Source organism: Pseudomonas berkeleyensis (assembly GCF_014109765.1).
Taxonomy (GTDB): Bacteria; Pseudomonadota; Gammaproteobacteria; order Pseudomonadales; family Pseudomonadaceae; genus Aquipseudomonas; species Aquipseudomonas berkeleyensis.
Map to the genome: position 1 here is coordinate 5155883 of NZ_CP059139.1, position 25047 is coordinate 5180929.

22 protein-coding genes and 1 tRNA gene are annotated in these 25047 nt (G+C 57.2%); 11 read left to right on the top strand and 12 right to left on the bottom strand.

Going from position 1 to position 25047, the window contains the following annotated elements:
• Positions 1-132 precede the first annotated feature (132 nt).
• The 7 genes from HS968_RS24045 to HS968_RS24075 all read left to right on the top strand — a co-directional run bounded on the left by HS968_RS24045 (position 133) and on the right by HS968_RS24075 (position 5628).
• Entirely contained in the window at positions 133-783 is a 651-nt protein-coding gene (locus HS968_RS24045; protein WP_119694112.1) for a DedA family protein, read from the top strand.
• A 228-nt stretch (positions 784-1011) separates the two neighbouring features.
• Positions 1012-1785 (top strand): ABC transporter ATP-binding protein, encoded by a 774-nt coding sequence (locus tag HS968_RS24050; RefSeq protein ID WP_182368990.1) that lies wholly within the window; start codon positions 1012-1014, stop codon positions 1783-1785.
• Positions 1786-1800: 15 nt separating this feature from the next.
• Positions 1801-2553 (top strand): ABC transporter substrate-binding protein, encoded by a 753-nt coding sequence (locus HS968_RS24055; protein WP_119694110.1) that lies wholly within the window; start codon positions 1801-1803, stop codon positions 2551-2553.
• A gap of 54 nt (positions 2554-2607) precedes the next feature.
• Positions 2608-3303 (top strand): ABC transporter permease, encoded by a 696-nt coding sequence (locus HS968_RS24060; protein ID WP_115290500.1) that lies wholly within the window; start codon positions 2608-2610, stop codon positions 3301-3303.
• On the top strand, positions 3300-3989 hold the full coding sequence (locus HS968_RS24065; protein ID WP_106738334.1) for an ABC transporter permease: 690 nt from the start codon (positions 3300-3302) through the stop codon (positions 3987-3989). Before HS968_RS24060 ends, HS968_RS24065 begins: the two co-directional genes overlap by 4 nt.
• Before the next feature lie 54 nt (positions 3990-4043).
• Complete coding sequence (locus HS968_RS24070; protein ID WP_182368992.1) at positions 4044-5258, top strand: methyltransferase; 1215 nt, start codon at positions 4044-4046, stop codon at positions 5256-5258.
• Between the two features lie 294 nt (positions 5259-5552).
• Positions 5553-5628, top strand: a tRNA-Thr gene (locus HS968_RS24075).
• A gap of 55 nt (positions 5629-5683) precedes the next feature.
• Here the strand turns inward: HS968_RS24075 and HS968_RS24080 are convergent.
• From HS968_RS24080 to HS968_RS24135, 12 genes are all read right to left on the bottom strand, one after another.
• Complete coding sequence (locus HS968_RS24080) at positions 5684-6757, bottom strand: acyltransferase family protein (protein WP_182368994.1); 1074 nt, start codon at positions 6755-6757, stop codon at positions 5684-5686.
• A 64-nt stretch (positions 6758-6821) separates the two neighbouring features.
• Positions 6822-8231, bottom strand: coding sequence for a lipid II flippase MurJ (locus tag HS968_RS24085; protein WP_182368996.1), 1410 nt, complete (start codon positions 8229-8231; stop codon positions 6822-6824).
• Positions 8232-8239: 8 nt separating this feature from the next.
• Positions 8240-9658 carry an O-antigen ligase family protein gene (locus tag HS968_RS24090; protein ID WP_182368998.1) on the bottom strand — a complete coding sequence of 473 codons (1419 nt, stop codon included), beginning with the start codon at positions 9656-9658 and terminating at the stop codon, positions 8240-8242.
• Positions 9658-10758 (bottom strand): glycosyltransferase family 4 protein, encoded by a 1101-nt coding sequence (locus HS968_RS24095; protein ID WP_182369000.1) that lies wholly within the window; start codon positions 10756-10758, stop codon positions 9658-9660. The genes HS968_RS24090 and HS968_RS24095 overlap by 1 nt, the downstream gene beginning before the upstream one ends.
• Complete coding sequence (locus tag HS968_RS24100; RefSeq protein WP_182369002.1) at positions 10749-11966, bottom strand: glycosyltransferase family 4 protein; 1218 nt, start codon at positions 11964-11966, stop codon at positions 10749-10751. Before HS968_RS24100 ends, HS968_RS24095 begins: the two co-directional genes overlap by 10 nt.
• 5 nt (positions 11967-11971) lie before the next feature.
• Positions 11972-13285 carry a beta-xylosidase gene (locus HS968_RS24105; protein ID WP_182369003.1) on the bottom strand — a complete coding sequence of 438 codons (1314 nt, stop codon included), beginning with the start codon at positions 13283-13285 and terminating at the stop codon, positions 11972-11974.
• A 12-nt stretch (positions 13286-13297) separates the two neighbouring features.
• A complete protein-coding gene (locus HS968_RS24110; RefSeq protein ID WP_182369004.1) occupies positions 13298-14470 on the bottom strand; it encodes a glycosyltransferase in 1173 nt (390 codons plus the stop codon).
• Entirely contained in the window at positions 14470-16461 is a 1992-nt protein-coding gene (locus HS968_RS24115; RefSeq protein WP_182369006.1) for a GumC family protein, read from the bottom strand. The genes HS968_RS24110 and HS968_RS24115 overlap by 1 nt, the downstream gene beginning before the upstream one ends.
• Before the next feature lie 14 nt (positions 16462-16475).
• On the bottom strand, positions 16476-17240 hold the full coding sequence (locus tag HS968_RS24120) for a polysaccharide biosynthesis/export family protein (protein ID WP_182369008.1): 765 nt from the start codon (positions 17238-17240) through the stop codon (positions 16476-16478).
• A 29-nt stretch (positions 17241-17269) separates the two neighbouring features.
• Positions 17270-18181, bottom strand: a complete 912-nt coding sequence (locus HS968_RS24125; protein ID WP_182369010.1) for a glycosyltransferase family 2 protein — start codon at positions 18179-18181, stop codon at positions 17270-17272.
• Positions 18181-19635: a mannose-1-phosphate guanylyltransferase/mannose-6-phosphate isomerase gene (locus tag HS968_RS24130; protein ID WP_182369012.1), complete on the bottom strand. Its 1455-nt coding sequence runs from the start codon at positions 19633-19635 to the stop codon at positions 18181-18183. Before HS968_RS24130 ends, HS968_RS24125 begins: the two co-directional genes overlap by 1 nt.
• Positions 19635-21068: an undecaprenyl-phosphate glucose phosphotransferase gene (locus tag HS968_RS24135; protein ID WP_119694093.1), complete on the bottom strand. Its 1434-nt coding sequence runs from the start codon at positions 21066-21068 to the stop codon at positions 19635-19637. Before HS968_RS24135 ends, HS968_RS24130 begins: the two co-directional genes overlap by 1 nt.
• 436 nt (positions 21069-21504) lie before the next feature.
• Between HS968_RS24135 and rfbB the strand changes: the two genes are divergently transcribed.
• From rfbB to rfbD, 4 genes are read left to right on the top strand one after another with little or no spacing between them, the layout of a single operon-like run.
• Complete coding sequence (rfbB, locus tag HS968_RS24140; RefSeq protein WP_119694092.1) at positions 21505-22566, top strand: dTDP-glucose 4,6-dehydratase; 1062 nt, start codon at positions 21505-21507, stop codon at positions 22564-22566.
• 9 nt (positions 22567-22575) lie between these two features.
• Positions 22576-23448, top strand: a complete 873-nt coding sequence (rfbA, locus tag HS968_RS24145) for a glucose-1-phosphate thymidylyltransferase RfbA (protein ID WP_119694091.1) — start codon at positions 22576-22578, stop codon at positions 23446-23448.
• Positions 23445-23993, top strand: a complete 549-nt coding sequence (gene rfbC, locus HS968_RS24150) for a dTDP-4-dehydrorhamnose 3,5-epimerase (protein WP_119694090.1) — start codon at positions 23445-23447, stop codon at positions 23991-23993. The genes rfbA and rfbC overlap by 4 nt, the downstream gene beginning before the upstream one ends.
• Positions 23990-24844, top strand: a complete 855-nt coding sequence (rfbD, locus tag HS968_RS24155; protein ID WP_182369014.1) for a dTDP-4-dehydrorhamnose reductase — start codon at positions 23990-23992, stop codon at positions 24842-24844. The genes rfbC and rfbD overlap by 4 nt, the downstream gene beginning before the upstream one ends.
• Positions 24845-25047: the final 203 nt, after the last annotated feature.

A 25047-nucleotide genomic window follows, 5' to 3' on the forward strand; every position in this document is an offset into this window, starting at 1 on the left:
TTACGGGTGTCTCGGCGGTTCGATTCCGTCCCTGGGCACCATCATTCTAAGAACCCCGAGCGAAGAAATTCCTCGGGGTTTTTGCTTTCACGACGCCGGACAGACACCTGCCTCCGGTCAACGGGGCGCCCGATGGAATTCATCCAGCTCGTCATCGACTTCATCCTCAACATCGATCAGCACCTGACCGAACTCACCGCCGCCTACGGGCCGTGGGTGTACGGCATCCTGTTCCTGATCGTGTTCTGCGAAACAGGCCTGGTGGTCACGCCCTTCCTGCCTGGTGATTCGCTGCTTTTCGTCGCTGGCGCCATCGCCCTGCACGGCACGCTCGACGTACACCTGCTGGTGGTACTGCTGATCATTGCGGCGATTCTCGGTGACGCCCTGAACTACAGCATCGGTCGTTTCTTCGGCCTGCGCCTGTTCAGCAATCCGGAGTCGAAGATCTTCCGCCGTGAGCATCTGGCGCTGACCCGCTCCTTCTATGCCCGCCATGGCGGCAAGACCATCATCCTCGCCCGTTTCGTGCCCATCGTGCGCACCTTCGCGCCCTTCGTCGCCGGCATGAGCCACATGAGCTACCGGCGCTTCGCGGCCTACAACGTGGTCGGCGCCATTCTCTGGGTGACTTCGTTCACCTACGCCGGCTACTGGTTCGGCAACCTGCCGGTGATCAAGAACAACCTGCACTACCTGATCGTCGGCATCATCCTCGTCTCGGTGCTGCCCAGCCTGTTCGCCCTGCTGCGCCAGCGCATGGCCCGACCAAGCACCGAGTAACGAGCTATCAATGATTGGAGGGGCGAGCAGCGGCGACCGCCGCATGTGATCGGCCCGTTTTGCATCTGCGCGACAAGCAACTGCAGCCAGGCGACACCCTGACTGCGAAGCCAGCCATAGGCCAGTAAACGGCTTGGCGGTCACGGAAACGCTATGCTAGCTTGGCCGCCAGCCAGGATGGCCCGCTGCACGCCGGAGCGCATTCGAAGAAGAAGAGGATCCCACCCCATGGCCGAGGCGACGCCCGCGCTGGAAATACGCAACCTGCACAAACGCTACGGCGACCTCGAAGTGCTCAAGGGCATCTCCCTGACGGCCAGAGACGGTGACGTGATCTCCATTCTCGGCTCCTCCGGTTCCGGCAAATCCACCTTCCTGCGCTGCATCAACCTGCTGGAAAACCCGCATCAGGGCCAGATCTTCGTTGCTGGCGAAGAGCTCAAGCTCAAGGCAGCGAAGAACGGCGACCTGATCGCTTCGGACAACAAGCAGATCAATCGCCTGCGCAGCGAGATCGGTTTCGTCTTCCAGAATTTCAATCTCTGGCCGCACATGAGCGTGCTCGACAACATCATCGAAGCACCGCGCCGCGTGCTCGGTCAGAGCAAGGCAGAAGCCATCGAAGTGGCCGAAGCACTGCTGGCCAAGGTCGGTATCGCCGACAAGCGCCACGTCTATCCCAATCAGCTATCCGGCGGCCAGCAGCAGCGCGCGGCCATCGCTCGCACCCTGGCCATGCAGCCGAAGGTGATCCTGTTCGACGAGCCGACTTCGGCGCTCGACCCGGAGATGGTACAAGAAGTGCTTAATGTGATTCGCGCGCTTGCCGATGAGGGTCGCACCATGCTGCTGGTTACCCATGAAATGAGTTTCGCTCGCCAGGTTTCCAGCGAGGTGGTGTTCCTCCACCAGGGCCTGGTCGAGGAACAAGGGCCACCCGCCCAGGTGTTCGACAACCCGCAATCGGCACGCTGTAAACAATTCATGTCCAGCAATCGCTAACACGGAGCAACATGCATGCAGAACTATAAGAAGATCCTGCTGGCCGCGGCCGCTACCCTGGCTTTCGGCACCAGCGCTGTCGCCGCTGACAAACTGAAACTCGGCACCGAAGGCGCCTACCCTCCCTTCAACCTGATCGACTCCAGTGGCAAGGTCACCGGTTTCGACGTGGAAATCGGCCAGGCCCTGTGCGCCAAGATGCAGGCCGAGTGCGAAGTGGTCACCTCCGACTGGGATGGCATCATCCCGGCCCTGAACGCCAAGAAGTTCGACTTCCTGATCGCCTCGATGTCGATCACCGAAGAGCGTCAGGCCGCGGTCGATTTCACCGAGCCCTACTACACCAACAAGCTGCAGTTCATTGCTCCCAAGTCGGCCGACTTCAAGACTGACGCCGGCAGCCTCAAGGGCAAGGTGATCGGTGCACAGCGCGCCACCATCGCCGGCACCTGGCTGGAAGACAACCTGGGCAAAGTGGTCGACATCAAGCTGTATGACACCCAGGAAAACGCCTACCTCGACCTGTCCTCGGGCCGCCTCGATGGCGTACTGGCCGACACCTTCGTCAACTGGGAATGGCTCAAGAGCGACGCCGGCAAGGACTTCGAATTCAAGGGCGACCCGGTATTCGACAACGACAAGATCGGCATCGCCGTACGCAAGGGCGACGCCCTGCGCGAGCGTCTGAACAAGGCTCTGGCCGAGATCATCGCTGACGGCACCTACAAGCAGATCAACGACAAGTACTTCCCGTTCAGCATCTACTGATGACCTGACGGCACTGCGCCGCCGACCTGGCGGCGCAGTCGCCTGAGCCCTCCGATGATTTTCGATCTCCAAGGATTCGGCCCAGCCCTGGCCGCCGGCACCCTGATGACTATTCAACTGGCGCTTTGCGCGCTGGTTTTAGGTCTGGTGCTCGGCCTGCTCGGCGCGCTGGCCAAGACTTCGCCGTACAAGCCGCTGCAGTGGCTCGGCGGCAGCTATTCCACCATCGTACGCGGCGTGCCCGAGCTGCTCTGGGTGCTGCTGATCTACTTCAGTACCGTCAACGTATTGCGCGCACTGGGCGAAAGCCTGGGCGTAGGTAGCCTGGAACTCAGTCCGTTCGCCGCGGGCGTCATCGCCCTCGGCCTGTGCTTTGGTGCCTATGCCACCGAGGTGTTCCGCGGCGCCATTCTGGCCATCCCCAAGGGGCATCGCGAAGCTGGCCAGGCACTCGGCATGTCCAAGGGTCGCATCCTGTGGAAATTGATCCTGCCGCAGATGTGGCGCATCGCCCTGCCCGGTCTGGGCAACCTGTTCATGATTCTGATGAAAGACACCGCCCTGGTATCGGTGGTCGGTCTGACCGAAATCATGCGCCAGGCACAGATCGCGGTCACTGCCACCAAGAATCCGATGACCTTCTTCCTGGTCGCCGCCATCATCTATCTGGGGCTGACCATCATTGCCATGATCGGCTTGCACTTCCTTGAGAAGAAAGCCTCACGCGGCTTCGTCAGGAGCAACCAATGAACTGGGAGCTGATCTACAAGTACCTGCCGAAGATGTTCGAGGGCGCACTACTGACCATCGAACTGCTGGCAGTTGCCGTCATCGCCGGGCTGATCCTGGCACTGCCCATGGGTATCGCCCGAGCCTCGAAACACTGGTACGTACGCGCCCTGCCCTACGGCTACATCTTCTTCTTCCGCGGCACACCGATGCTGGTGCAGCTGTTCCTGATCTATTACGGCCTGGCCCAGTTCGATGCCGTGCGCCAGAGCATCTTCTGGCCCTATCTGCGCGATCCTTATTGGTGCGCTGTGCTCACCATGACCCTGCACACCGCCGCCTATATCGCAGAGATCCTCCGCGGCGCCATCCAGGCTGTGCCGCCAGGTGAGATCGAGGCTGCTCGTGCCCTGGGCATGTCGCGCACCCAGGCCATGCTGCACATCATCCTGCCGCGGGCCGCGCGCATCGGCCTGCCGGCCTACAGCAATGAAGTGATCCTGATGCTCAAGGCCAGCGCCCTGGCCAGCACAGTCACACTGCTGGAGCTGACCGGCATGGCGCGCACGCTCAATGCCCGCACTTACGTGAGCATGGAGTTCTTCTTCACCGCAGCACTGTTCTACCTCGCGATCACCTTTGTCCTGATCAACCTCTTCAAGCTGCTAGAACGCTGGCTGCGCGTCGACGCCTGCCAGGGCCGCTAAGCCAACCGTGCCGTCGCCTGCCGACGGCACGAATCCATCAGATGCGTGTGCGCCATGTCCGAGCCCATCCTCACCTCAGGCGAACTGCTCGCCCGCTTCCAGGCGCTGGACAGCTTCCTCCGCGAACATCAGGCCCTGTGGCGACCGCGTCCCTTTCACCACCTGCAATTACCCTGGGAAGCCCAGTTACCTGAGCTCGCGGCCTGGCTAAGGAGCCGTTCGCTCGAACAGGCCGAAGCCAGCAACGCCAGCCCTTGGGAACTCGATGCCCCGGCACCCTTCCCGACCCTGGCCCACCAGGCACAGGCACTCAGCGCCCTGGGCAAGATGCCAGGCATGGCCAGCGAGGAACGCCCAAGCGTGTTCAGCGTCGATGTGCCCGGACGCAAACTGGCGCAGATACAGGCGTTCGCCAGCCACCTGCGATTCGCCCAACGCCCCCGGCACTGGCTCGACTGGTGCGCAGGCAAAGGTCACCTGGGCCGCTGGCTGACCCACGATGATCAACGCCTGACCTGCCTGGAATACGACCCAGCCCTGATCGAGAGCGGCAGCGCACTGAGTCGACGGCTTGGCTTGAACGCCAAGCATATCCAGCAGGACGTGCTCAGCATTGATTGCAGCGACCAGCTCGAAGCTGAACACACCCCAGTCGCCCTCCACGCTTGCGGCGACCTGCACGTACGCCTGCTGCAGCTCGCCAGCCAGAACGGCTGCATGCAACTGGCAGTCGCCCCCTGCTGCTACAACCGTATTGCCGGCACGCAGTATCAAGCACTGTCAGCCGCGGCGCAGGCATCGCCCCTGCAACTGTCACGCGACGATCTCGCTCTGCCGTTAAGCGAGACCGTCACGGCCGGCGCACGCGTACGCCGACAACGCGACCAGTCGATGGCCTGGCGCCTGGCCTTCGACCTGCTACAACGCCAACTCAAGGGCGGCAACGAGTACCTGCCCACGCCATCGTTACCCAGTAACTGGTTCGGCAAACCCTTCGCCCGCTTCTGCCATGACCTTGCCGCACTTCGCGGTGTGCCCTCACCCAGCGATCAGAACTGGCAGGAGTGGGAAGACCGCGGCTGGCAGCGCCTGGCAGAAGTTCGCAACCTGGAACTTCTGCGCAACCTGTTCCGCCGCCCACTGGAGCTCTGGCTGCTGCTCGACCGCGCACTGTACCTGCAAGAGCAGGGCTATCAGGTGAAATTGGGCACCTTCTGCGACTATCACCTGAGCCCGCGCAATCTGCTCCTGCTGGCCGAGCGCCCCTGAGTTGCACACAGAAGCTGTGGATAACTCTGTTGATCCTTTCTGGGCAAATGCGCCAAAAGCCCTCAGGAAGTACCTTGCAGACATCTGATCACTTTTCGATCAACCGCATAAGATTCAGCAAAAACAATGACTTGCAGAAAAACGTGATAGAGCGCACAGAGCCGGTGCGCATCTGTCGCACGCGCCTTCTCTTTGTGCATAAGCCAGAAGCTACTGATAGCCGAGCTTAGAAAAACCTGGCTCGCACGTGGCTTTACTCAGGCCGACGAATGGATATAATGGCGCCCCCACCTAGCCGGTATAGCTCAGCTGGTAGAGCAACTGACTTGTAATCAGTAGGTCCCGGGTTCGACTCCTGGTGCCGGCACCATATAAAACAAAGGCCCGCAGCGATGCGGGCCTTTTGCTTTTACGCGACACACAGGTCACGACCTTGCACCTCCCCTCGCATTTATCTGGGCTTCGCGTCGCTTTCGTCCCCATACAGGGAAATACAACAAACGTAACGGCCACAATCGCTTGATAGCCTCTCCGATCAAGAGCGAGACAGTTACGGTAAACAGCAAAGCAATAGCGGCGCTTACGTAGTCAGGAACGGACACTGACCGCAGGAGTCCGAAGGTCTTGTTCTGAATTTCCCCATGAAATATCAAGATGATCAGCGTCGACTGCCCAATATAGGTCATCGCTCTTGATAACCAACCCAATCGCGTCATCACCCCTGAAAGCGCCCAGCATACATACACCCCTAGCACCGCTAGCAAAGTGGTCCAGAACCAGTGATCGTAACGCCGTTGCGCCAGATCCATCGTAACTGGATGGAAAAAGAAGACCGCCCCAAACAACAGAACGCTCGCAAGCAAGGTCAGGGGGGTCGACTTGTGTGCCCTCAATACACTGCGCAACAGATAGCCAAAAATGAAGAACGCACTGCTGATAAATACGACATCAGCACTGAAAGGTAGCCCAGGCAGAACAAAAGAGTGCCCGAGCAGATTAACAGGCATCTGCCAGAACCATCCCAACAACCAGATGCCGAACAGCAACTGAATAACGACAACCCCACCAATAACCACAGACGGCAGGCGAAGCGCCATCAAAAAACGTAGTAGTAACCAACTGTAGAGGATGGCCAGCCAGAAGTGCGGCAGGAACCAAAGAGCCTGCCAGGGCAAGGTGTTTACCGATGCATAGAACAGCCCGCCCATGTCAGGCATCAGTGGCTGCTCACGAATTACATTCCGCACAATCACGTACAGCACCATCGTGAAGAAGAATGGTTTCAATAAGGCATCTGCCTTTCCTATTGCGGTATCGGTAAAGGATGCAGATGGTTTGAAAAATACGCCGGAAAGAAAAAAGAACAATGGCAAGATAAATGACGCTAGCAACGGGTAGAGAAAATAAGGCGAACTAGCTACAAACCAGCTGTGGCCAAAAACGATGATCAGGATCCCAACGCCTTTGGCGATATCCATCTGAACCCAACGCTGCTCCACCGTAACGCCCCCTCGTAAGTACCGAATCGATGAGATCCGGATAAATATTGTTTCTATGAGTGACTCAGGTAGCTCGCCAGGGCTTCAGCACACAAGCCAGGGACACCATTGTCAGTGATGCAAACAAGGTGGTCAGCCCTAGCTGGAGCCATGGAGACGATATCTCGAACAACCACACTGCGGACGCACTGAGTAACGCAGCAGCGCAAATCCAATAACGCCCCCATGGCAGACGCTTGAGCACCCCCTGCTGACGCATCAGTGCTAACGCAGTGACCAGAACACCAGCAAGCGAAGCCAGTGGAATACCTGCCAACCCGATGCTCCAAGGCAATGCGAGCAGCAGTGCCGCATTAATGGCACTACCCAGCAGCTCACAGTACAACGGTTGCGCAGTATTCCCTGTCGAGTATGCATATCGAGCGAGCAAAGCATTCCAGCAACCGAAGACCAGTACCAAAGCGAAACAGGCCAATAACAGAGGCAGCGGCCCTTGCCCCAATGCTGCTGGCAGCAGCAATGTCACCAATGCCGGAGCAGACCCCACCAGACCTATACCTGCCGGTAACGCCAGCAAACTTGCAGTCTCCACACCTCTCCGCAGGAGCGGTATACGCTCTGTACTTGCACGACTGCTCATCAAACCAAGCAATACCTGGTTCAAGCTCATCAAGGCTACCAGCGGCAGATTAACCAGCTTACGAGCCAGGTTTACATAAGTTACAGCCCCGTCCCCCAGAAACGACGCCATGAGTCGTTCCACAAGGGCAAGGCCCTGGCTAGCTGCATTGCTTCCCAAAAGAGGCAGCATGCGCCGCCACAACAGACACATCGCGTCGGTAGAAATCGACGCATGCCAGGGCCGCCAACCTTGCCTCCACGGCCAGGGCAGCAGCAGGCTAACCATCAGGAAGCTCCCAAGCACGCATGCTTCTGCGACACCAGACAAACTGCTCTGCTGTCCCATCCATAACAGGTAAGCGACCGGAGGAAGATTGAACAGCACGGAACCAAGCCCTGCCATTACGAAGCGCTCGCTGGCCTGTAGCGGAACACTTAACAGCGCATGCAGTAGCAAACCCGGAATGCACCAGGCCAAAATACGTAATACCTCAGCAGCCTGCATCTGACCGGAAACGGCCAAGCCCATGCCAATGAATTGGACAATCCAGGGGGCTAGCAACAAGATCAGCAGACTGAGAAGCGAGCCAATCAGCGCTAGCTGAGGTATCAACGCCTGGATCCAGGCTAACCGCCCCCTATCATCTTCAGCCAAGTACAAAGGAAGGGCCGCGGCACTGAGTAAGCCGCCAGCCAAAGACATGCGAACAGCTTCTGGCAAGAATAGCGCTACCAGAAAAGCATCGCTTTGAGCACCGGCCCCCCAAGCGCTCACCTGCAGCCATTCCCGAGCAAAACCCAGAGCCAATCCGAGCAAAGTCACCAGTGTCAGCCACGCAGCAGAACCTAGCATGTGCGACGTCAGCCTCGGCCACTAGCGGTAATACCTGTCTTTAAATGCTGTGGGCCTGCTTGCGTCTGCCGAGCAGGAAAAAGACGCCGAGCCTCCAGAAGATTAATCCCCACCAGCAGCCAGAACAGCCCGACCATAACCACCGCAAAGCTGAAGTAATGGTCGAACAAGCCACTGATCAAGGCAGCCAGAACCCCACCCAAACTACCCAGCCAGATTGAATTATCTCGCGTCAGTACAATATGCCCCTGATTCGGCCTGCTCTCACGCCACCAATGCCAGGACACAACAATAAACAACAGCATCCCCCCTACCCCCAACTTGTACATGAAGTTGAGCCACAAATTGGAGATACCAATCAGGTCAGTGCCCTCAATGGGGGGCTCAAGTTTAAATCCCAAGCCGAACGGATAGGCCAATACCGCTTTGGGGAACATTCGGTACTCATCGAACCGTTCCAAAGTACTCGCGTTGTCCGAAGAAAAGATGGTGACCAGACGATCTTGCAAGGGCGGATAACTCATAACCAGAACGACGACAAGCATGGCCCCAAACATCAGCAAACGCCCGGTATAGGGCACTCGTCGCCCAGCCATCCAGAGAAGCACGATTGTCAAACTAAGCATTGCCCCCCGGGAGCTACACAAAAGAAGAGCTGCCGCCCCCAGCAATGCCACACACAGTCCCAGCCAGCGTCGCCAGCCCTCATTGGCCAGCCCAAAGCACAATGCCAAAGGCAATAACAACGCCATGATGCCGCCCGTGGCATTCGGATGCATCCATGGCGACCCCATGCGAGATGACAGAGCATTGAGGCCGAAACCGAGCATGTCCAAATTACCGTAGCTAAAGAAAGTCAGTACCGGCAGCATTCCAGACGCCGAGCGCGTACGCAGAAACACGATGATCGAAAGGAGCAGCATCGCAAGAGTACCGAGCAGCAGACAGACCACCAGCAACTCTCGGTTCTTTCGCTCCTGCAGCAGCTTGGCCGCGAGAAATAGCGTGGACAGATTGAGTAGCCAGCGTAACCAGTTGGACAGCCCACTTGCTGTACCCTGGGTGGAAAGCTGACCAATCACGAACGGCACGATGCTGAAGAGCATCAGTACCATCAACCATCTCTCTGTCGTGCCGGTCACAGGTAAGCGCGATTCAGGCGCAATGAAGGCTTGCCACAGCAGAGCCCCCCAGGTCAGAGCCAGCAACGCTTCGCTCACAGTCGTCCGGATACCGAGATTGACGGTCGCATAGGGCATGAAAGTAGCCAGCAACACGAAAAGCAGAAGCCCCCAGAGAGGAAAGCGCAACACACTAAGGGCAACAACCACTGCAAACACGGCAGCGACCGCCTTGAGCGGCGACAAGAACAACGCCAGCACACCGAATACGATACCCAGGCCGATGGCAAAGAACTTTCCTGGCATTATGAGCTCACTTCCGCGATCAGTTCGATCAGGCGATTACGATAGGGGCCACGGCCAAAACGCTTGGCCCACTCACGCAACAAGCTGGGATCCTCGGCTGGGCCAGATGCTAACCGGTGCATCAGTTGCTGCAACGCAGGCCCATCGACGGGCGAGAAGCGCGGACTGTCGAGCGGTGCTACCTCTCCAAGAGAGGATCCCGTTGCAACAGCCACCGGAACACCTAGACTCAACGCCTCAACCACGGGAAGACCAAAGCCTTCTGCATAGGATGGCTGCCAGAGGCGTTGCGCATTCATGTACACGCTCTGCAGTTGAGCGTCATCCAGACCTGAAAATGCGTGCAAACCAGGCAGTTGCCTCTGCGATTCGGGTAAGTGCTCAAAACTCCCGACCAACACAAGCTCCGGAATCCGAGATGATTCACGTCTTGCCTGCGACCACGCCTCAACGAACCAAGGCACGTTCTTGCGCAGTTCGCGAGTCCCCACCACAAGCCAATAGCGCGAGGGCAGTCTGCCTGCCATGTCTGCCACCTGCTCGCAGTTCTCCTCGACCATATTAGGGAGCACCCGTACCCTTTCAATAGCGCCCGGAAACAACCTAGCAACCTCATCAGCCGTGAACTGCGACGGCGTCCAGATCTGATCGGCAATATGCACGGCATAGGCAATCGAGAGACGGTCGCTAACCTTGTAGATCGCCGCTTTCAGGCGGTTGGCGTGGTAATTTTCCATCGTGATCTGAAAAAGATCGTGCAGAACAAGTACGTAGCGAATCCCTGCGGGCTTTGGCGGCAACGGTAGCCCCATGTTGAAGTTCGCTATGTGCAGATCTATTTTCTTCTGGTGCAATTCACTAGGTAGAAAACATGCTTCGAAGCGCAAACGATGATGGGGTTGGTGCATTGAGGCCGAGGGGCATCCCCATGACGGGCAGCAGACCCGTTCACGAAGTGTCGCCCTCTGGGGAGCGACTGCAAAACGCACTAGCTCCACGTCCGGTAACTCACGCAGAACACTCTCCATCGCCAGAATTTGGCGACTGATCCCTGACATCGGCGCAGATGCCACCATTCGGTAATCCAACCCTATGCGCATGAAATCCCCCTGGAGCGCTCTCGATTCATGTCTGCATAGATCGCTTCAAGCTGACTCGCAGCCACACTCCAGTCATGTTGTTCACGGACATAGCCTCGCCCCGCCTCACCAAGCCTTCTAGCCAGCGCCGGCACCTTCAACACCCTGGCTAGCGCAGCCGCCAGCTGCTCCGCAGTTTCCCCATTCAGATAATGCATGCCAGATTCGATATCCAGCCCTGAAACCCCCTGCGCTGTACTGACTAACGGCAGCCCAGCAGCAAGCGCCTCCAATACTTTCAGTTTCGATCCACCACCATGACGTAAAGGAGCCAAAAATACTGAGGAGGAAGCCTGTAACGCAGGCAGGTCACTGACGAACCCTTGCCATTCAATCCGCTCATCAGGCCAGCGCACGGGCCATTGAGCCGGCAACGCATAACCACAGATGCTAACGACGGCCTTCGGGCACTGCTGCCACAGGCGTGGCATGACCTCTTCCATAGCCCACTCGACGGCATCCACGTTAGGCGAATACTCGTAATTGCCCAGAAACAATACTCTCTGCTGGGCAGAATCCGGCTCCACCGTCGAGAAGTGAGCACAATCAACACCATTGACAACCACTGTTACAGGCCGCTCGGACAGGAGCCGCATCTGGGATGCATCAGCATCGGTCACGGCTACCACACGAGAGGCTTGGCTCAGCACCCTTCTTTCCCAGCGGCGATAGCGCCATTGGTCGAACCAGACAAAGGGTCGTGCCCAAGCAGGAAAACGTGAGTAGGTCGCCGCTCCCAATGAGGATTCGACGTTATGTTCCGTCAAGACGAACGGCTGTCGCCTGTCCTTCAGTAGTTTTTCCAAAGGCTGAAAGCTATAGCTGTGCTCAACTTGCACAATATCCCAGTGCTCTTGCAGCAACGCTTTCAGACGCTCCTCCATAATACGGGAATAGCCGTTAATACTTGCCAGAAGCGGGACAGATGAAAACAGAGCAGCCCAGACACTCGTCAGGCTACGCAGTGGGCGGCGTGGGACAACAATCAAAGACTCAAGTAATGGCTCGATCATTGACCGGTCAGCGTCCGTCAACACCTGCTTACTCTGCACAAGAAGAGTGATGCGATGACCACGAGCAGACAAACTACGCAGCAAGTTGTATTGCCGCGTTTTGCCACCGCTCGTGGTTGGCCATGGAGAGTAGGGTAGAACCCAGAGTAAACGCATCAAGCTCAATCCCAAGTCAGTATCTGCAGACTCGGTTTGGCTTTAACCGTCACCCAGCTACCGTCGCCCAACGATGTTTCAAGTCCAGTCAATGGATCATGCAGTACAGCTCGGGTCACACCAGGTAACTCGATATCACCGCCCTTTTCGGCCCAAAACATCCAGAGGTTTTGCCCCTTGTCGGTTTTCCAGGCAACGCTATACAAACCATCGACCTTGTTCTGAATCTGAGGCGGTTCGGCTGGCGCAAGGCGTGGCCCCGTTATCGCGAGAAAACGCTGTAGGGCAAGGTAAACAGGCTTAGGCTTGCCCTCTAGATCCAGTAGCCCGTAATCACGGTCACGAACCGAAGCCCTGGCATCTAGGTCATTGAGTGTAAAGAGAAATACACGATCGAAGTCCTGTGTACTCATCAGAGCCAGGCGACGCAATATGTAGTCGGCCTGACCATTACGACCAATAATGTCCTGAGCCTCTTTCGGTCCTGCGTAGCTGGACCACCCCCACTCGGTAGCCCAGATGGCAGGTACACCGGAACGTCGCAAGACATTGTTGAGTTCTTGCGTGCGTAACGCAAAATCATTACCGCCACGCATATTCCCTTCCGGCAACTGCGTATAGGGGTGGTAAGCAACGATGGTCTCTAGACGCTGCACCCCAAGCTGTCCCAACTGCTCGAACATACTTTTACCGCCTGGGAGGTCACTGAAGAACGCCAGCCCTGCGCCAACAACCGGTTTTTCCGGAGCAACCGCTCGCAGTGCCAACGTACTAGCCTCGAGAAGCCGTGCATAACCGGCAGCATCTGCCTCCGGACGCCAGAATCCCAACAAATTGGGTTCATTCCAGACCTGCCAGGCATCTACACTGGGGTAGCGCATGGCCAGCAGCGCCATACGATGAGCAAAGACCTCTGGATCGCGAGGTGGGTACTGATCCTGATAAGGTGATTCTGGTGGGGCGGTCGTGATAAATCGCGCCGAGCCAACCAGATAAAAAACTGACTTGAGCTTCTCTTTTTCCAGATCCCGCACCAGCACATCTAGCGCTGCCACGTTGTACTGTCCTTCGGTGAGCTCCAACTGATCCCAGTGCAGATCCAGGCGAACCCACTCAAGACCAAGGTCTTTGAGCCGCTGCATCTGCTGCCTATAACGATCCGGGCTAAACCAGAGGAATTGGGCATTGACACCTAGAAAGTCCTTCCACACGACCTCGCGAGGTGCCTTCATCGTATGCATCTGGGCATCGACACGCATCCCCCAGAGCAGCAGGCTGCCAAGTAGAAGGATCATCAAGACGGCGGCTGTCTTTCTCATGGCGTCAGGCTCCTATTTGCACAGTTCATCAAAGTGCTTATGGAAGCGCCGACCGATACTACTCCAACGGCGCTCGCGCCCTATCGAGCTTGCCCGATCCCCCCAGGTGGACGCCAGATCAGGCTGACGAGCGAACTTCAGCAAGATCTCAGCCAATGCATTGGAGTCACCTTGAGCGAACGTCATGCCATTGCCATTACTCACTTCCTCCGCGAAAGCTCTGGCATCAGATGTAATCGCTCCTCTGCCGCATGCCGAGGCCCATGAAAGAGCCCCACTGGTGCCACGCTGCGCACCTAGGATGCTGAGTTTCTGAGATTCCCTATATGGCAGCACCATCACATGATGAGCCTGAATCACCTGAGCAATTTCATCCCGTGGCAGATTCAGACGCCAGTCAATGTTTGACTCGAGCCGAAAATCAGTAATCAGCGTCCGGAGTTCCTCCAGATAACTTCCGGATGCACCGAAGGCCATCTCCGCAGCAGTCCCGCCGGCCAGCGTCAGGCGCATCCGTGCCTTGAGAGAGCTATCGCTCTGCAAGACTTTTGCAAATGCCTCCAACAGGCTTTCAATACCTTTTCCACGGTAGATAAAGCCAAAGTACAGAAGGCGTATAACCTCCGTAGGTGGCAGTTCGACAGGCGCAACATCCAAGTTGCCATGAGGCACCATAGCCACTCGCCCCGGTTCCAAGCCCATGCGATGTGCCAGGCATTGGGCACCAAGATTCGTCAGGGTGAAGAGTCGATCAAGGCTCCGAGCCAACCGACGCTCATCACGCAACGTTAGTGGGTCTGACAATACGACAGCTGCTTGTTGGATCAATCCTGGGAAGCGCTCCGTCCAGGCCAGCAACCATGGCAAATGTGCCGGCCGCCAGATCAGCCGTTCAGGATCATGAACCGTCGCGGTGAGCTTCAGATTGGGATAGCGCTGGCGCAACAGCTTCAATGCGTGAAACTCTCTCAGGCGGCCGCCCCCAAGCTCTGCATGCGCCAGATCGACTGACGTCCAGTCAAAAGCCGCTACACAAGCCTCCACTGACTGAACATTTGCGTCACACCCCAGCAAAGGGGTAACAACTTCCACCCCATTGATTTCCAGCGCTGCCTTGAAATGCCCCGTGTAGTCGGCAATGCCGTTCTGATCAGGGGGCAGCGGCGCCAGAAGGGCAATGCGCATCAGAACGAGCCCCGCAAACGATCAATTGCCTGCAGGACGCGTCCCGGTACCTCAAAGCGACGACGGTTGATGATGATGCCATCTACCTTGCCAAAAGCTGTCGTCAGTATGGACAGCACATGTTGTATCACCGGAATGGAGCTCTGCCGCGCCTCAACGATCAACACAATCACATCTGCACGACGCAAGGCGACGAATGCTTCACGGCTGGCGAGCAACGCCGATGCATCCAACAGAACGATCTCACCGGGTTGCGCCTGCTCGGCACCACCAACCCGAACATTCAGATCATTCTCCTCAAGCAACTGCCGCAGCTGCTCAAGCACGAAACCGACTCCCTCGCCATGTCGAGCAGATGTCAGACCAAGCGTCAAACCTTCGCTGGCAATGCGCTTCAACGGCATAAAGCCATAGAGGCGGTAGACACTGGCCGCAAATGCATTACTACTTTGTGCACTGGAATTATTCAATTCAGGCAGCGTAGTCCAAAGCGGCAGTCCGAAGCGGGCCTCAACCAGGCCCCCGTCATGGATGCGCTGATCAAGTAGATAGCACAAGTAGACAACCAGAAGGCCAACCAGTACCGAGAACGGCAAAGCCAGCAGCAACATGATCAGCGTTTTCGGGAAGACACGCGCGGGGTTAAGCGTGGCAGCTTCGATAACCGCAATATTGCTGATCTGGCTGTTATCCAGTTCGCGATCAATACGTGATTTTTCCAGGCTGTCGGTATACAGGACGTAATTCTTTTCCGCCGCATCCAGTTCCCGTTGCAAGCGCGCTACTTCGGGCTCGACACGCATCGCCTCGGTACGCTGCTCATCCAACTCGGCAAGCTGCGCTTCCTGAGCAGCCAACTGGGCACGTAAAGCCCTGTTGTTGCTGGTCTCATCAAGCATCACTCGCTGCAGGTGGATAGAGAGGGTATTAGGCGCTCGATCTTCCGAGCTCTGCACCGTATCGCCCTCAGACGCAATCTGCTTCTCCAACGACGCGATTGATTCGTCCAGCGCCTGGATAGGCTCCGCAGTGGCCGTGTAGGTACGCAGCATATCTACACGCTCCAGACGCTTCTGGTTAAGCAAGCGGCGTAAATCCTGCTGAGCAGGGTTCAGCGCGATCTGGCGGACAGTGATCACCTCTTGCGGTAACCCGGCCAATTGCTTGCGCGTGTTTTCCAGCACACTGTCTGAAGAACTGATCAGGCGAATGGTATTGAAGCGCTCACCACGCAGAATGTTGATGCGCTCGGACAGATCCTCCAGACGGTCAGTTATGCTTGCTGCACCGAGCCCCTCCATTTTCTCCAGCAATTGTTCCTTGTAAGACTTGATCTGCAACGCACTGGCTGCACTCTGGGCCTCATAGAAAGTAAACAGGCTCTTGCGGCCCAACGCATCAGTTCGCTGCCGCTGATAGATCTCGATCCAGCTCTCCACAATGGCACGAGCGACATCTGGATCACTCCAGGTAAATCGTATTTCCATAACGCTCGAACCGAGCGCATGATCAACCTCAAAGTTTTTCTCCAGGCTGCGCGCGAGGCGCTCCACATCCGTCTGTTCTTCGATAATGCCTAGGGTTTCAAAAACTGTACGCACACCGTCGATTATCGCCCCGACAAAGCGTTTTACCTCGTACTTTATGCGTTTCCATATCCACTCGGGGGGAGGCTGATTGGCTAATACATCCAGGTAATGTTCGGCCACTTCATGAACAATCGGACGCCCAGTAAGCATGCGTTCTTCATCGACAATAGGGTCACGCTGGCTGATCGGCATGACCATAGCCTGGCGATCACTTATCTCCAAGGGCACAGCCGTATCACGCCCAGGCTTAACCAATAGACGTGCATTGGACTCGTACTTCGCAGGCAGCAGAAATGCCCCAAGTAGAATCACAATCAAAGTGACACATGTCGCCAGCTTGAACTCTCGAAAAAATATAAAAAGCAGTCGCAGCAGATCACGAAAGGAACGAATTTCGATCATGGATTTATCGCTCCTTAGCGATTGATAGTGTAACTGGTGCCAATTCCTATCGATTTTGTAAAAGGAATAAGCTGATTCAGATATACATCCACGCCCTCGATGCGCTCTCCAACCGCAGATTTCGGCACAAAGACGATGTCTCCGCGCTGCAAGGAAATGGTTTTCCGCCCTTGCTCACCCGTAATCAAAAGCTGGCTGTAATCAAGAAAGTAGGCGTGGTAAGCACCCTCCGCGTCCTCGCGGAGTAACGCAACCTTGCGGCTGTCGGCGGTCGACAGAACACCGCCAGCACCAATGATTGCCTGCTGAATGTTGTTGGCAGCCGGAATAGGCACAGCTGACGGATTACGCACTGCGCCACCGACAAAAACAGTGTTGCCCGGCGCGTTATTAATATTCACCGTTACCTTGGGCTGGCGGTAAACCTCCTTGAGGCGACTCGTCAGCTCTTCGGCAACGTCACCAGGCGTACGCCTGGCTACAGGAACATTGCCAATGAACGGATAATAGATGGAGCCGTCATTTAGTACGGTAAAGAGTGTCAGCTCATAAATAGTGCTGACATTAAATGCTGACAGCGTCGGCATTTCTCCTGCATCACGAACGATACGCAAAGTATCACCTACTCGGATCCGCTCCTGGGGAGGCGGGACGAGAGCCAGTTGATCCAGAGCATCCTGCCCTGCCTCAATGGTATCAACGTCTGGCAGCATGACTCTTGCAGGTGTCGTACATGCCCCTAACATTACAACTAGCGACAATAAAAAAGCCTGTCTCATTTCAATCACTTCCTGTAGCAAGTTAGGAGCTAGCGCCAGTAGCCAGAAAACATACTGACGCGACGCTTAATAGATAACGGCAACTGTTCTTCCACCTGACCCAGGCGATAACCAGCCAACTTCATTGCACTGCGCAACACAACCTCTGGTAATCGGTACAACGCTCCCGCGCGACGCAATGCAGCAATTTCCGCCTTCACGTAACGCAATCCTTCACCACCCGCCGCACCGAAAGCCTGGCGAATCCAGTTCTCCCGTCCGTAGAACACGCCGATATCGAAGTAGCGGCGAAACTCTTCAAACATGGTGTAATCGTGCGAATGGTGAACCATCGCATCGGCGGCATAGCGCACGGCATAACCGCTGAGCAGCATGCGGGCCGCAACGTAGGCGTCTTCACTACCGATGACATCATCGGGGAAGCCCCCGACAGCAAGCAGTGCTTCATATTTATAGGCAGAGAACGAGTCTGAACTGAAACAAGTTTTTATCCCCAGCTCAGGCGCATCGTTCATGCACTTGGTACGACTCTGAGCCGGATAGTTGAAGTGACGTGACTGCGCGCCAAGCAAGCCAGCATCCGGATGTGGCAACTGACGGCCATAAGCGACACCGATACCTACCTCGGCATGCAGATCAGTAACGATGTTGGCGAAGGTGTCCGCTCGGGCCGGAATGGCATCCTGAGTCAGATAGATCAAGGTATCCGCGTCAACCAATTCACTGGCCCAACGCCGGGTTCCACCATGATTGAACTGGGTAGGCTCGATTACTTCGACTCGGGCACCTGCTGCACGTAAGCGCACGACCGTATCGTCACGCGAAGCACTGTCGACTACCAGAAACTCGTCCGGCTGCAGTGTCTGCATGGCGATCGCAGGTAACAGACGATCGAGGTGAGCGCCTGCGTTGCGAGTCGGAATAATCAAGGCGACACGCATCAGTTGGTCGCCTCACTTACTGGCGCACGACCATAGATATCGTTGAAGCGAACAATGTCGTCCTCGCCCAGATACTCGCCGCTCTGCACCTCGATCATCACCAGATCGATCACTCCCGGATTGACCAAGCGATGGTGGTGGCCGGCCGGGATAAAGGTCGACTCATTGGTATTCAGTAAAAAGTCACGTTCACCGTTGACTACCCGTGCCGTGCCACTGACGACGATCCAGTGCTCGCTGCGGTGATGGTGCATCTGCAGTGACAGCGACTCGCCAGGGCGCACCATGATGCGCTTGATCTTGAAACGCGGGCCCTCTTCCAGCACGGTGTAGGTACCCCAGGGACGAGTCACGGTACGATGCAGACGATAGGCATCGTGATCGCGCCTCTTCAGCTCCTGAGCGACGAATTTGACGTCCTGCGTGCACTGGGCGTCAGCGATCAGCAAGGCATCTGGAGTGTCGACCACCACAAGATCGCGCACCCCCACGGCACCGACCAGGCGCTTGGGCGAGTCGATGTAGCAACCCTGCACGTTATGCAGAATCACCTCGCCATTGATCTGGTTGCCGTTGGCATCTGCTGGCGTCAATTCGCGCAATGCCTGCCAGGAGCCGATATCGCTCCAGCCCAGATTACAAGGCACCACGGCGACCTTGGCCGAACGTTCCATCAGGGCATAGTCGATAGAGATATCGGGCACTTCGGCGAAGCTTCCGCCATCCAGTTCGCACTGCACGCCCTGCTTGCCCTGCGCCGGGGCACTCAGGGCAAGGCACTTCTCCACACCCTCGACGACCTGCGGCGCATGTTCACGTAGTTCACGCAGCAGTACATCGGCGCGAAAGCAAAACATGCCGGCATTCCACAAATGCTTGCCACCAGCCAGGTAAGCCTCGGCCGTCGCCAAGTCGGGTTTCTCGACGAAGCTGGCGACACGGTAACCGCCCTCCAGCTCCTCGCCTTGCTGGATATAGCCATAGCCTGTCTCTGCATGATCCGGCTGGATACCGAACGTGACCAGCCAGCCAGCATCAGCCAGAGCACGAGCCCGTCCGATGGCGGCGATGAAAGCGGCCTGATCGCGAATCAAGTGATCTGCCGGCAGCACCAGCAACTGGGCGTCTTCACCGTAATGACGCACGACATGCAGCGCCGCAGCCGCAATCGCAGGAGCGGTGTTGCGCCCCATGGGTTCGAGGAGGAAATCCAGCTCCAGACGCTTCTGATTCAGCGCGCGATAGTCATCCAGCGTGCGAAACAACAGCTCCCGATTGATCACCGTCAGCAGTTGGGCGACGTCATCCAGGCCAGCAACACGCTCGAAGGTTTTCTGCAGCAGGCTGCGCCCATCGGCCAGGCGCATGAACGGCTTGGGCATCGCCTCGCGTGAAACCGGCCAGAGCCGCGTGCCGGCGCCGCCAGCGACAATACAGGGAACCAGGGCACTCATCAGTAGGCCTCACGGGTGAAGATGACCGCAGGCAAGGTGCGGAAGAGGATGTAAAAGTCGAACCACACCGACCAGTTTTCGATGTATTGCAGGTCGAACTCGACACGCTTCTCGATCTTCTCCAGCGTGTCGGTTTCACCGCGATAACCATTGATCTGCGCCCAACCGGTAATGCCAGGCTTGACCCGATGACGCGCGGTGTATTCCTTCACCGCATCCTCGAACAGGATGCCGGCCGCCTTGGTCGCCGTGGCATGCGGGCGCGGACCGACCATGGACATGCTGCCGAGAAGCACATTGAACAGCTGTGGCAGCTCATCCAGGCTGGTCTTGCGGATGAAGCGCCCGACACGGGTGATACGGTCGTCATTGCGCGTGGTCTGCCGTTCGGCGTTGGCATCAGCGCGGTCGCAGTACATGGAGCGGAACTTGAACACTTCGATCAGTTTGTTGTTGTAGCCGTAACGCTTCTGGCGAAACAGCACAGGCCCTGGGGAATCGAGCTTGATCGCCAGCGCGACCAAGATCATCACTGGCAGAGCCAAGGCCAGAGCCAGGAGGGCCAGGAGCAGGTCTTCGAGTCGTTTGATCAAAGGAGACCAGCCATCAAGCGGCCTTTCCGAGACATTGAACATCGGTAATCCTGCAACCTCGGTGATGCGATTGCGTGCATGCCTAAAGGCCAGCATGTCCGGCACCAGAAGGACGTTCACAGGGAGCTTACGCAGCTCGCGCACGATATGCTCGATGCGACTTTCGGCAGACCAGGGCAATGCAACCAGAACCTGCGTAACTCGCTCTTCGCGCACCAAACGCTCCAGTGCGCTACTGTCCCCCAGCAACGGTACCCCCATCAGCTTATCGGGCAAGCGACCGATACGGTCGTCGATAAAACCGATCAGCCCAGAGCGAATGTCGCTATGGCGCTGCATGAACTCCGCCAGACGCAAGCCATTCTCAGTCGCACCAAGAATGACCGAACTCTGTAGGAATTGTCCGGCGCGCATCCAGTACCGATAAAGGGCCAGCAACGCCAAGCGCTCGGCGCCGAACGCGAAGAGGCTGCTCAGGAACCAGAAGCTGAGGAAATGCCACTCCATGAAGCTGAACATCGCCAACGCCTGGTGCATGAACAGCAGCAGACAAAACGCTGCCGACCAGGCGAAAAACATCACTCGGAAACGCAGCAAGCCGCTGAATATTTCTTCCGAATAGACGCCCAGCGCCTGAAACATCATCACCGTCAGTACGCCGAAGAACAGCAGGACAGCAGCGTAGCTCTGCGTTAACAAGGGCTCTTCCGAGAGCCAAAGCAATAGCAGAAGCCCTGGTAACGCCGCGGTCAGGCCATGAACCAACCGCATTGCTGCCAGGAAGTACTCGATGAATCCAGGGCGCGCCAGTAAGGAACTACCGACCAACTGCTGACGCATGAAAGATCACCCCCGCCATAATTTCCGTTCGCGCGCATCGATACGCCAGAAAAAAGGCAGTCGAGAAAATGTTTTCCGGAACGTGACAAAATATCGTCGAAAAATCTTATATAGCGACTTAACCACTTTTATAATGGCATTTCAACATCTGATTTAAGGGATAGCATAGTTAAATATTGACGCCATAAAAATCACAAAAAATACCCGCCTTATATGTTTTTTTAATGCTCTCTGCTCCACCTGTAATCAACCAGAATAGCTCGCTCACGCCAATGAACTTGGTGTACAAACGAATGGCTATTCGAGCTAACGCCATATCACCTGCAAGGGAGCGCCCAGAACAACACGACAAGAAATCTCGGATACAAAAACGAGAGTGATGCATCACTTCCAGCTTAGAAAAACGCTGCCCTAACCTTCGTTAAAGGCCTGTTCCATGCGCATCCTGATCACCGGCGGTGCCGGCTTCATTGGCTCAGCTCTGATTCGCCACCTGATCCAAGATACCGAGCATGAAGTGCTCAACCTCGACAAACTGACCTACGCCGGCAACCTGGAATCGCTCAGGCTGGTTGCCGAGAGTCCGCGCTACCGTTTCATCCAGGCCGATATCGCCGATGCAGATCGAGTGACGAAGACGCTGAACGAGTTTCAGCCCGATGCCATCATGCATCTGGCGGCGGAGTCCCATGTCGACCGCTCCATCGATGGCCCAGCCGCGTTTATCCAGACCAATATCGTCGGCACCTACAGCTTGCTGGAAAGCACTCGCACCTACTGGCTTGGCCTGGATTCGCAACGCAAGGCGGCTTTTCGCTTCCATCACATATCCACCGACGAGGTATACGGCGATCTGCATGGCGTCGACGACCTGTTCAGCGAAACCACGCCCTACGCCCCCAGCTCACCCTACTCGGCGAGCAAGGCAGCATCCGATCACCTGGTACGCGCCTGGCAGCGCACCTATGGCCTGCCGGTACTGATCACCAACTGCTCGAACAATTACGGCCCTTACCATTTCCCCGAGAAACTCATCCCACTGATGATTCTCAACGCCCTGACAGGCAAGCCATTACCGGTCTACGGCAATGGTCAGCAGGTACGTGACTGGCTGTATGTCGAAGACCACGCACGCGCACTGCTCAAGGTGGTTAGCGAGGGCAAGGTGGGTGAGACCTACAATATCGGCGGACACAACGAGCAGAAGAACCTCGATGTGGTACGCGCCATCTGTACGCTGCTGGAAGAACTGGCTCCGCAGAAGCCAACCGGCATATCGCGCTATGAAGAGTTGATTACCTACGTAAAGGATCGTCCTGGCCATGACCTGCGTTATGCCATAGACGCCAGCAAGATCGAGCGTGAGCTGGGCTGGATACCGCAGGAAACCTTCGAAACCGGCCTGCGCAAGACAGTGCAGTGGTACCTGGAAAATCTCGACTGGTGCCGCCGTGTGCAAGATGGCAGCTACCAGGGTCAGCGACTCGGCGCACTCTAAGGAGCTTCAATGAAAGGCATCATTCTCGCTGGCGGCTCCGGCACTCGCCTACACCCCATCACCCTCGGCGTTTCCAAGCAATTGCTGCCGATCTATGACAAGCCGATGATCTATTACCCTCTGTCGGTGCTGATGCTCGCCGGCATTCGCGAAATTCTGGTCATATCCACGCCCGTAGACTTACCCAACTTCCAGAAGATGCTGGGTGACGGCAGTCAGTTCGGCATCAGCCTGAGCTATGCAGAACAAGCTTCGCCCGATGGCCTGGCACAGGCCTTCCTGATCGGTGAGTCCTTTATCGGCGACGACCCGGTATGCCTGATCCTGGGTGACAACATCTTCCACGGCCAGCACTTCACCGAGAAACTGCTACGGGCAGCCAGCCATAGCAGCGGCGCCACCGTATTCGGCTACTGGGTCAGCGACCCGGAGCGTTTCGGCGTGGTCGAGTTCGATGCAGCCGGCAACGCGTTGTCCATCGAAGAAAAGCCGAGCAAACCAAAGTCCAGCTTCGCCGTGACCGGCCTGTATTTCTACGACAATGACGTGGTGCAGATCGCCAAGGCGGTAAAACCTTCGTCACGCGGCGAGCTGGAAATCACCGACGTCAACAATGCCTACCTGGCTCGTGGCGATCTGCGCGTGGAACGTTTCGGTCGTGGCTTCGCCTGGCTCGATACCGGCACCCATGACAGCCTGCTAGATGCTTCGCAGTACGTACAAACGGTGGAGAAACGCCAAGGGCTGAAAGTCGCCTGCCTTGAGGAAATTGCTTACCAGCAGGGCTGGATCGACAACGATCACCTACTTGCCCGAGCCAAAGCGCTGGGCAAGACTGGCTACGGTCAGTACCTGTACAAGCTGGCCGAGGAGCGGGCATGAATGTAACGCCGACTGCACTGCCCGAGGTGCTGATTCTCGAGCCTCAAGTATTTGGCGACGAACGCGGCTTCTTCTTCGAGAGTTTCAATGCCCGCCGTTTCGCAGAGGAAACCGGCCTGAACCGCGACTTCGTGCAGGACAACCACTCGCGTTCGGCGCGTGGCGTGCTACGCGGCCTGCATTATCAGTTGCAGCAAACGCAGGGCAAACTGGTGCGGGTCACGGCTGGTGAGGTCTATGACGTGGCCGTCGACATACGCCGTAGCTCGCCCAACTTCGGCAGATGGGTCGGCGTGCATCTGTCGGCGGAAAACAAGCGTCAGCTCTGGATACCGGGAGGCTTCGCCCATGGCTTTCTGGTACTCAGCGACTATGCCGAATTTCTCTACAAGACCACCGACTACTACGCCCCGGCACATGAGCGCTGCATTCGCTGGGACGATACGGAACTGGCTATTGACTGGCCGCTGGACGGCTTGACGCCGCAACTCTCCGCCAAAGATCAGCAAGGCCTGAGCCTCAGCGAGGCAGAGGTTTTCGCATGAGAATTCTCATCAGCGGCCATACCGGCCAGGTCGCCCGTGAACTGCAACTGGCGCTGAGCGAGCATGAGCTGATCAGCCTGGATCGTCACGCATTCGATCTGGCGCAGCCAAGCAGCCTGCGCCGGACGATACTGCGCGAGCAGCCAGATCTACTGATCAACGCGGCCGCTCACACCGCGGTGGATCAAGCCGAGCAGGAGCAGGCGCTAGCCTTCACCATCAATGCCGAAGCGCCTGGTGTAATGGCCGTGGCCTGCGCCGAGCTAGGCATCCCGCTGATCCACTACTCCACCGATTACGTGTTCGACGGCAGCAAGGCCAGCCCCTACAGCGAAGACGACACGCCAAACCCGCTGAGCGTCTACGGCTCGAGCAAGCTAGCCGGTGAACGCGCCATTGCCGACAGTGATTGTGATCACCTGATCCTGCGCACCAGCTGGGTGTACTCCCGCCACGGCCGCAACTTCCTGCTGACCATGCAGCGTCTGCTGCAAGAGCGCGAACAGCTCAACGTGGTCGCCGACCAGATCGGCGCACCGACCTGGGCTGGCAGTATCGCGGGGGCGACCGCAGAACTGATCGACGCCTGGCAACAGGGCAACCGCCAGTGGGGCACCTACCACCTGACCAATCGGGGCGAGACCAGCTGGTTCGGCTTCGCCCAGGCCATTGGTGATCGCCTGCGCGCAAGCGCAAAGCCCTGCGCCAAACTGCAGCCCATTCCAACCAGCGACTACCCCACGCCGGCTCGTCGCCCACTCAACTCGCGCCTGGACTGCAGCAAGCTGGAGCGCAATTGGAATGTGCGCCTACCCGAGTGGCAGAAAGCACTGGATGCCTGCCTTGCCTAGGTTCTGAACAAGACGCGCCTGCGCATCAGTGAGGCTTCGCTGGATACGAGTTCGTAGTGCTTATCCATGGACGCGAACTCGAGCGGGAGCCCAACCCGCGTCGCAACCCGTCCTTCTGGAACCGCCATCGGTGTTCACCGACTTTTCCTATAGAACCTGGTGCGAGCCGTACGCGCCGAAGATCCCGCCATGCGGTCGACACG

Excerpts from the sequence above, each read along its gene's own strand:
- HS968_RS24135 (WP_119694093.1), bottom strand. The coding sequence starts at position 21,068 with ATGCGTCAGCAGTTGGTCGGTAGTTCCTTACTGGCGCGCCCTGGATTC.
- HS968_RS24085 (WP_182368996.1), bottom strand. The coding sequence starts at position 8,231 with ATGCTAGGTTCTGCTGCGTGGCTGACACTGGTGACTTTGCTCGGATTG.
- rfbD (WP_182369014.1), top strand. The coding sequence starts at position 23,990 with ATGAGAATTCTCATCAGCGGCCATACCGGCCAGGTCGCCCGTGAACTG.
- HS968_RS24120 (WP_182369008.1), bottom strand. The coding sequence starts at position 17,240 with ATGAGACAGGCTTTTTTATTGTCGCTAGTTGTAATGTTAGGGGCATGT.
- HS968_RS24115 (WP_182369006.1), bottom strand. The coding sequence starts at position 16,461 with ATGATCGAAATTCGTTCCTTTCGTGATCTGCTGCGACTGCTTTTTATA.
- HS968_RS24070 (WP_182368992.1), top strand. The coding sequence starts at position 4,044 with ATGTCCGAGCCCATCCTCACCTCAGGCGAACTGCTCGCCCGCTTCCAG.
- HS968_RS24095 (WP_182369000.1), bottom strand. The coding sequence starts at position 10,758 with ATGCGCATAGGGTTGGATTACCGAATGGTGGCATCTGCGCCGATGTCA.
- rfbB (WP_119694092.1), top strand. The coding sequence starts at position 21,505 with ATGCGCATCCTGATCACCGGCGGTGCCGGCTTCATTGGCTCAGCTCTG.
- HS968_RS24100 (WP_182369002.1), bottom strand. The coding sequence starts at position 11,966 with ATGCGTTTACTCTGGGTTCTACCCTACTCTCCATGGCCAACCACGAGC.
- HS968_RS24130 (WP_182369012.1), bottom strand. The coding sequence starts at position 19,635 with ATGAGTGCCCTGGTTCCCTGTATTGTCGCTGGCGGCGCCGGCACGCGG.
- HS968_RS24045 (WP_119694112.1), top strand. The coding sequence starts at position 133 with ATGGAATTCATCCAGCTCGTCATCGACTTCATCCTCAACATCGATCAG.
- HS968_RS24090 (WP_182368998.1), bottom strand. The coding sequence starts at position 9,658 with ATGCCAGGAAAGTTCTTTGCCATCGGCCTGGGTATCGTATTCGGTGTG.
- HS968_RS24125 (WP_182369010.1), bottom strand. The coding sequence starts at position 18,181 with ATGCGTGTCGCCTTGATTATTCCGACTCGCAACGCAGGCGCTCACCTC.
- rfbA (WP_119694091.1), top strand. The coding sequence starts at position 22,576 with ATGAAAGGCATCATTCTCGCTGGCGGCTCCGGCACTCGCCTACACCCC.
- HS968_RS24105 (WP_182369003.1), bottom strand. The coding sequence starts at position 13,285 with ATGAGAAAGACAGCCGCCGTCTTGATGATCCTTCTACTTGGCAGCCTG.
- HS968_RS24065 (WP_106738334.1), top strand. The coding sequence starts at position 3,300 with ATGAACTGGGAGCTGATCTACAAGTACCTGCCGAAGATGTTCGAGGGC.
- HS968_RS24055 (WP_119694110.1), top strand. The coding sequence starts at position 1,801 with ATGCAGAACTATAAGAAGATCCTGCTGGCCGCGGCCGCTACCCTGGCT.
- HS968_RS24050 (WP_182368990.1), top strand. The coding sequence starts at position 1,012 with ATGGCCGAGGCGACGCCCGCGCTGGAAATACGCAACCTGCACAAACGC.
- HS968_RS24110 (WP_182369004.1), bottom strand. The coding sequence starts at position 14,470 with ATGCGCATTGCCCTTCTGGCGCCGCTGCCCCCTGATCAGAACGGCATT.
- HS968_RS24060 (WP_115290500.1), top strand. The coding sequence starts at position 2,608 with ATGATTTTCGATCTCCAAGGATTCGGCCCAGCCCTGGCCGCCGGCACC.
- rfbC (WP_119694090.1), top strand. The coding sequence starts at position 23,445 with ATGAATGTAACGCCGACTGCACTGCCCGAGGTGCTGATTCTCGAGCCT.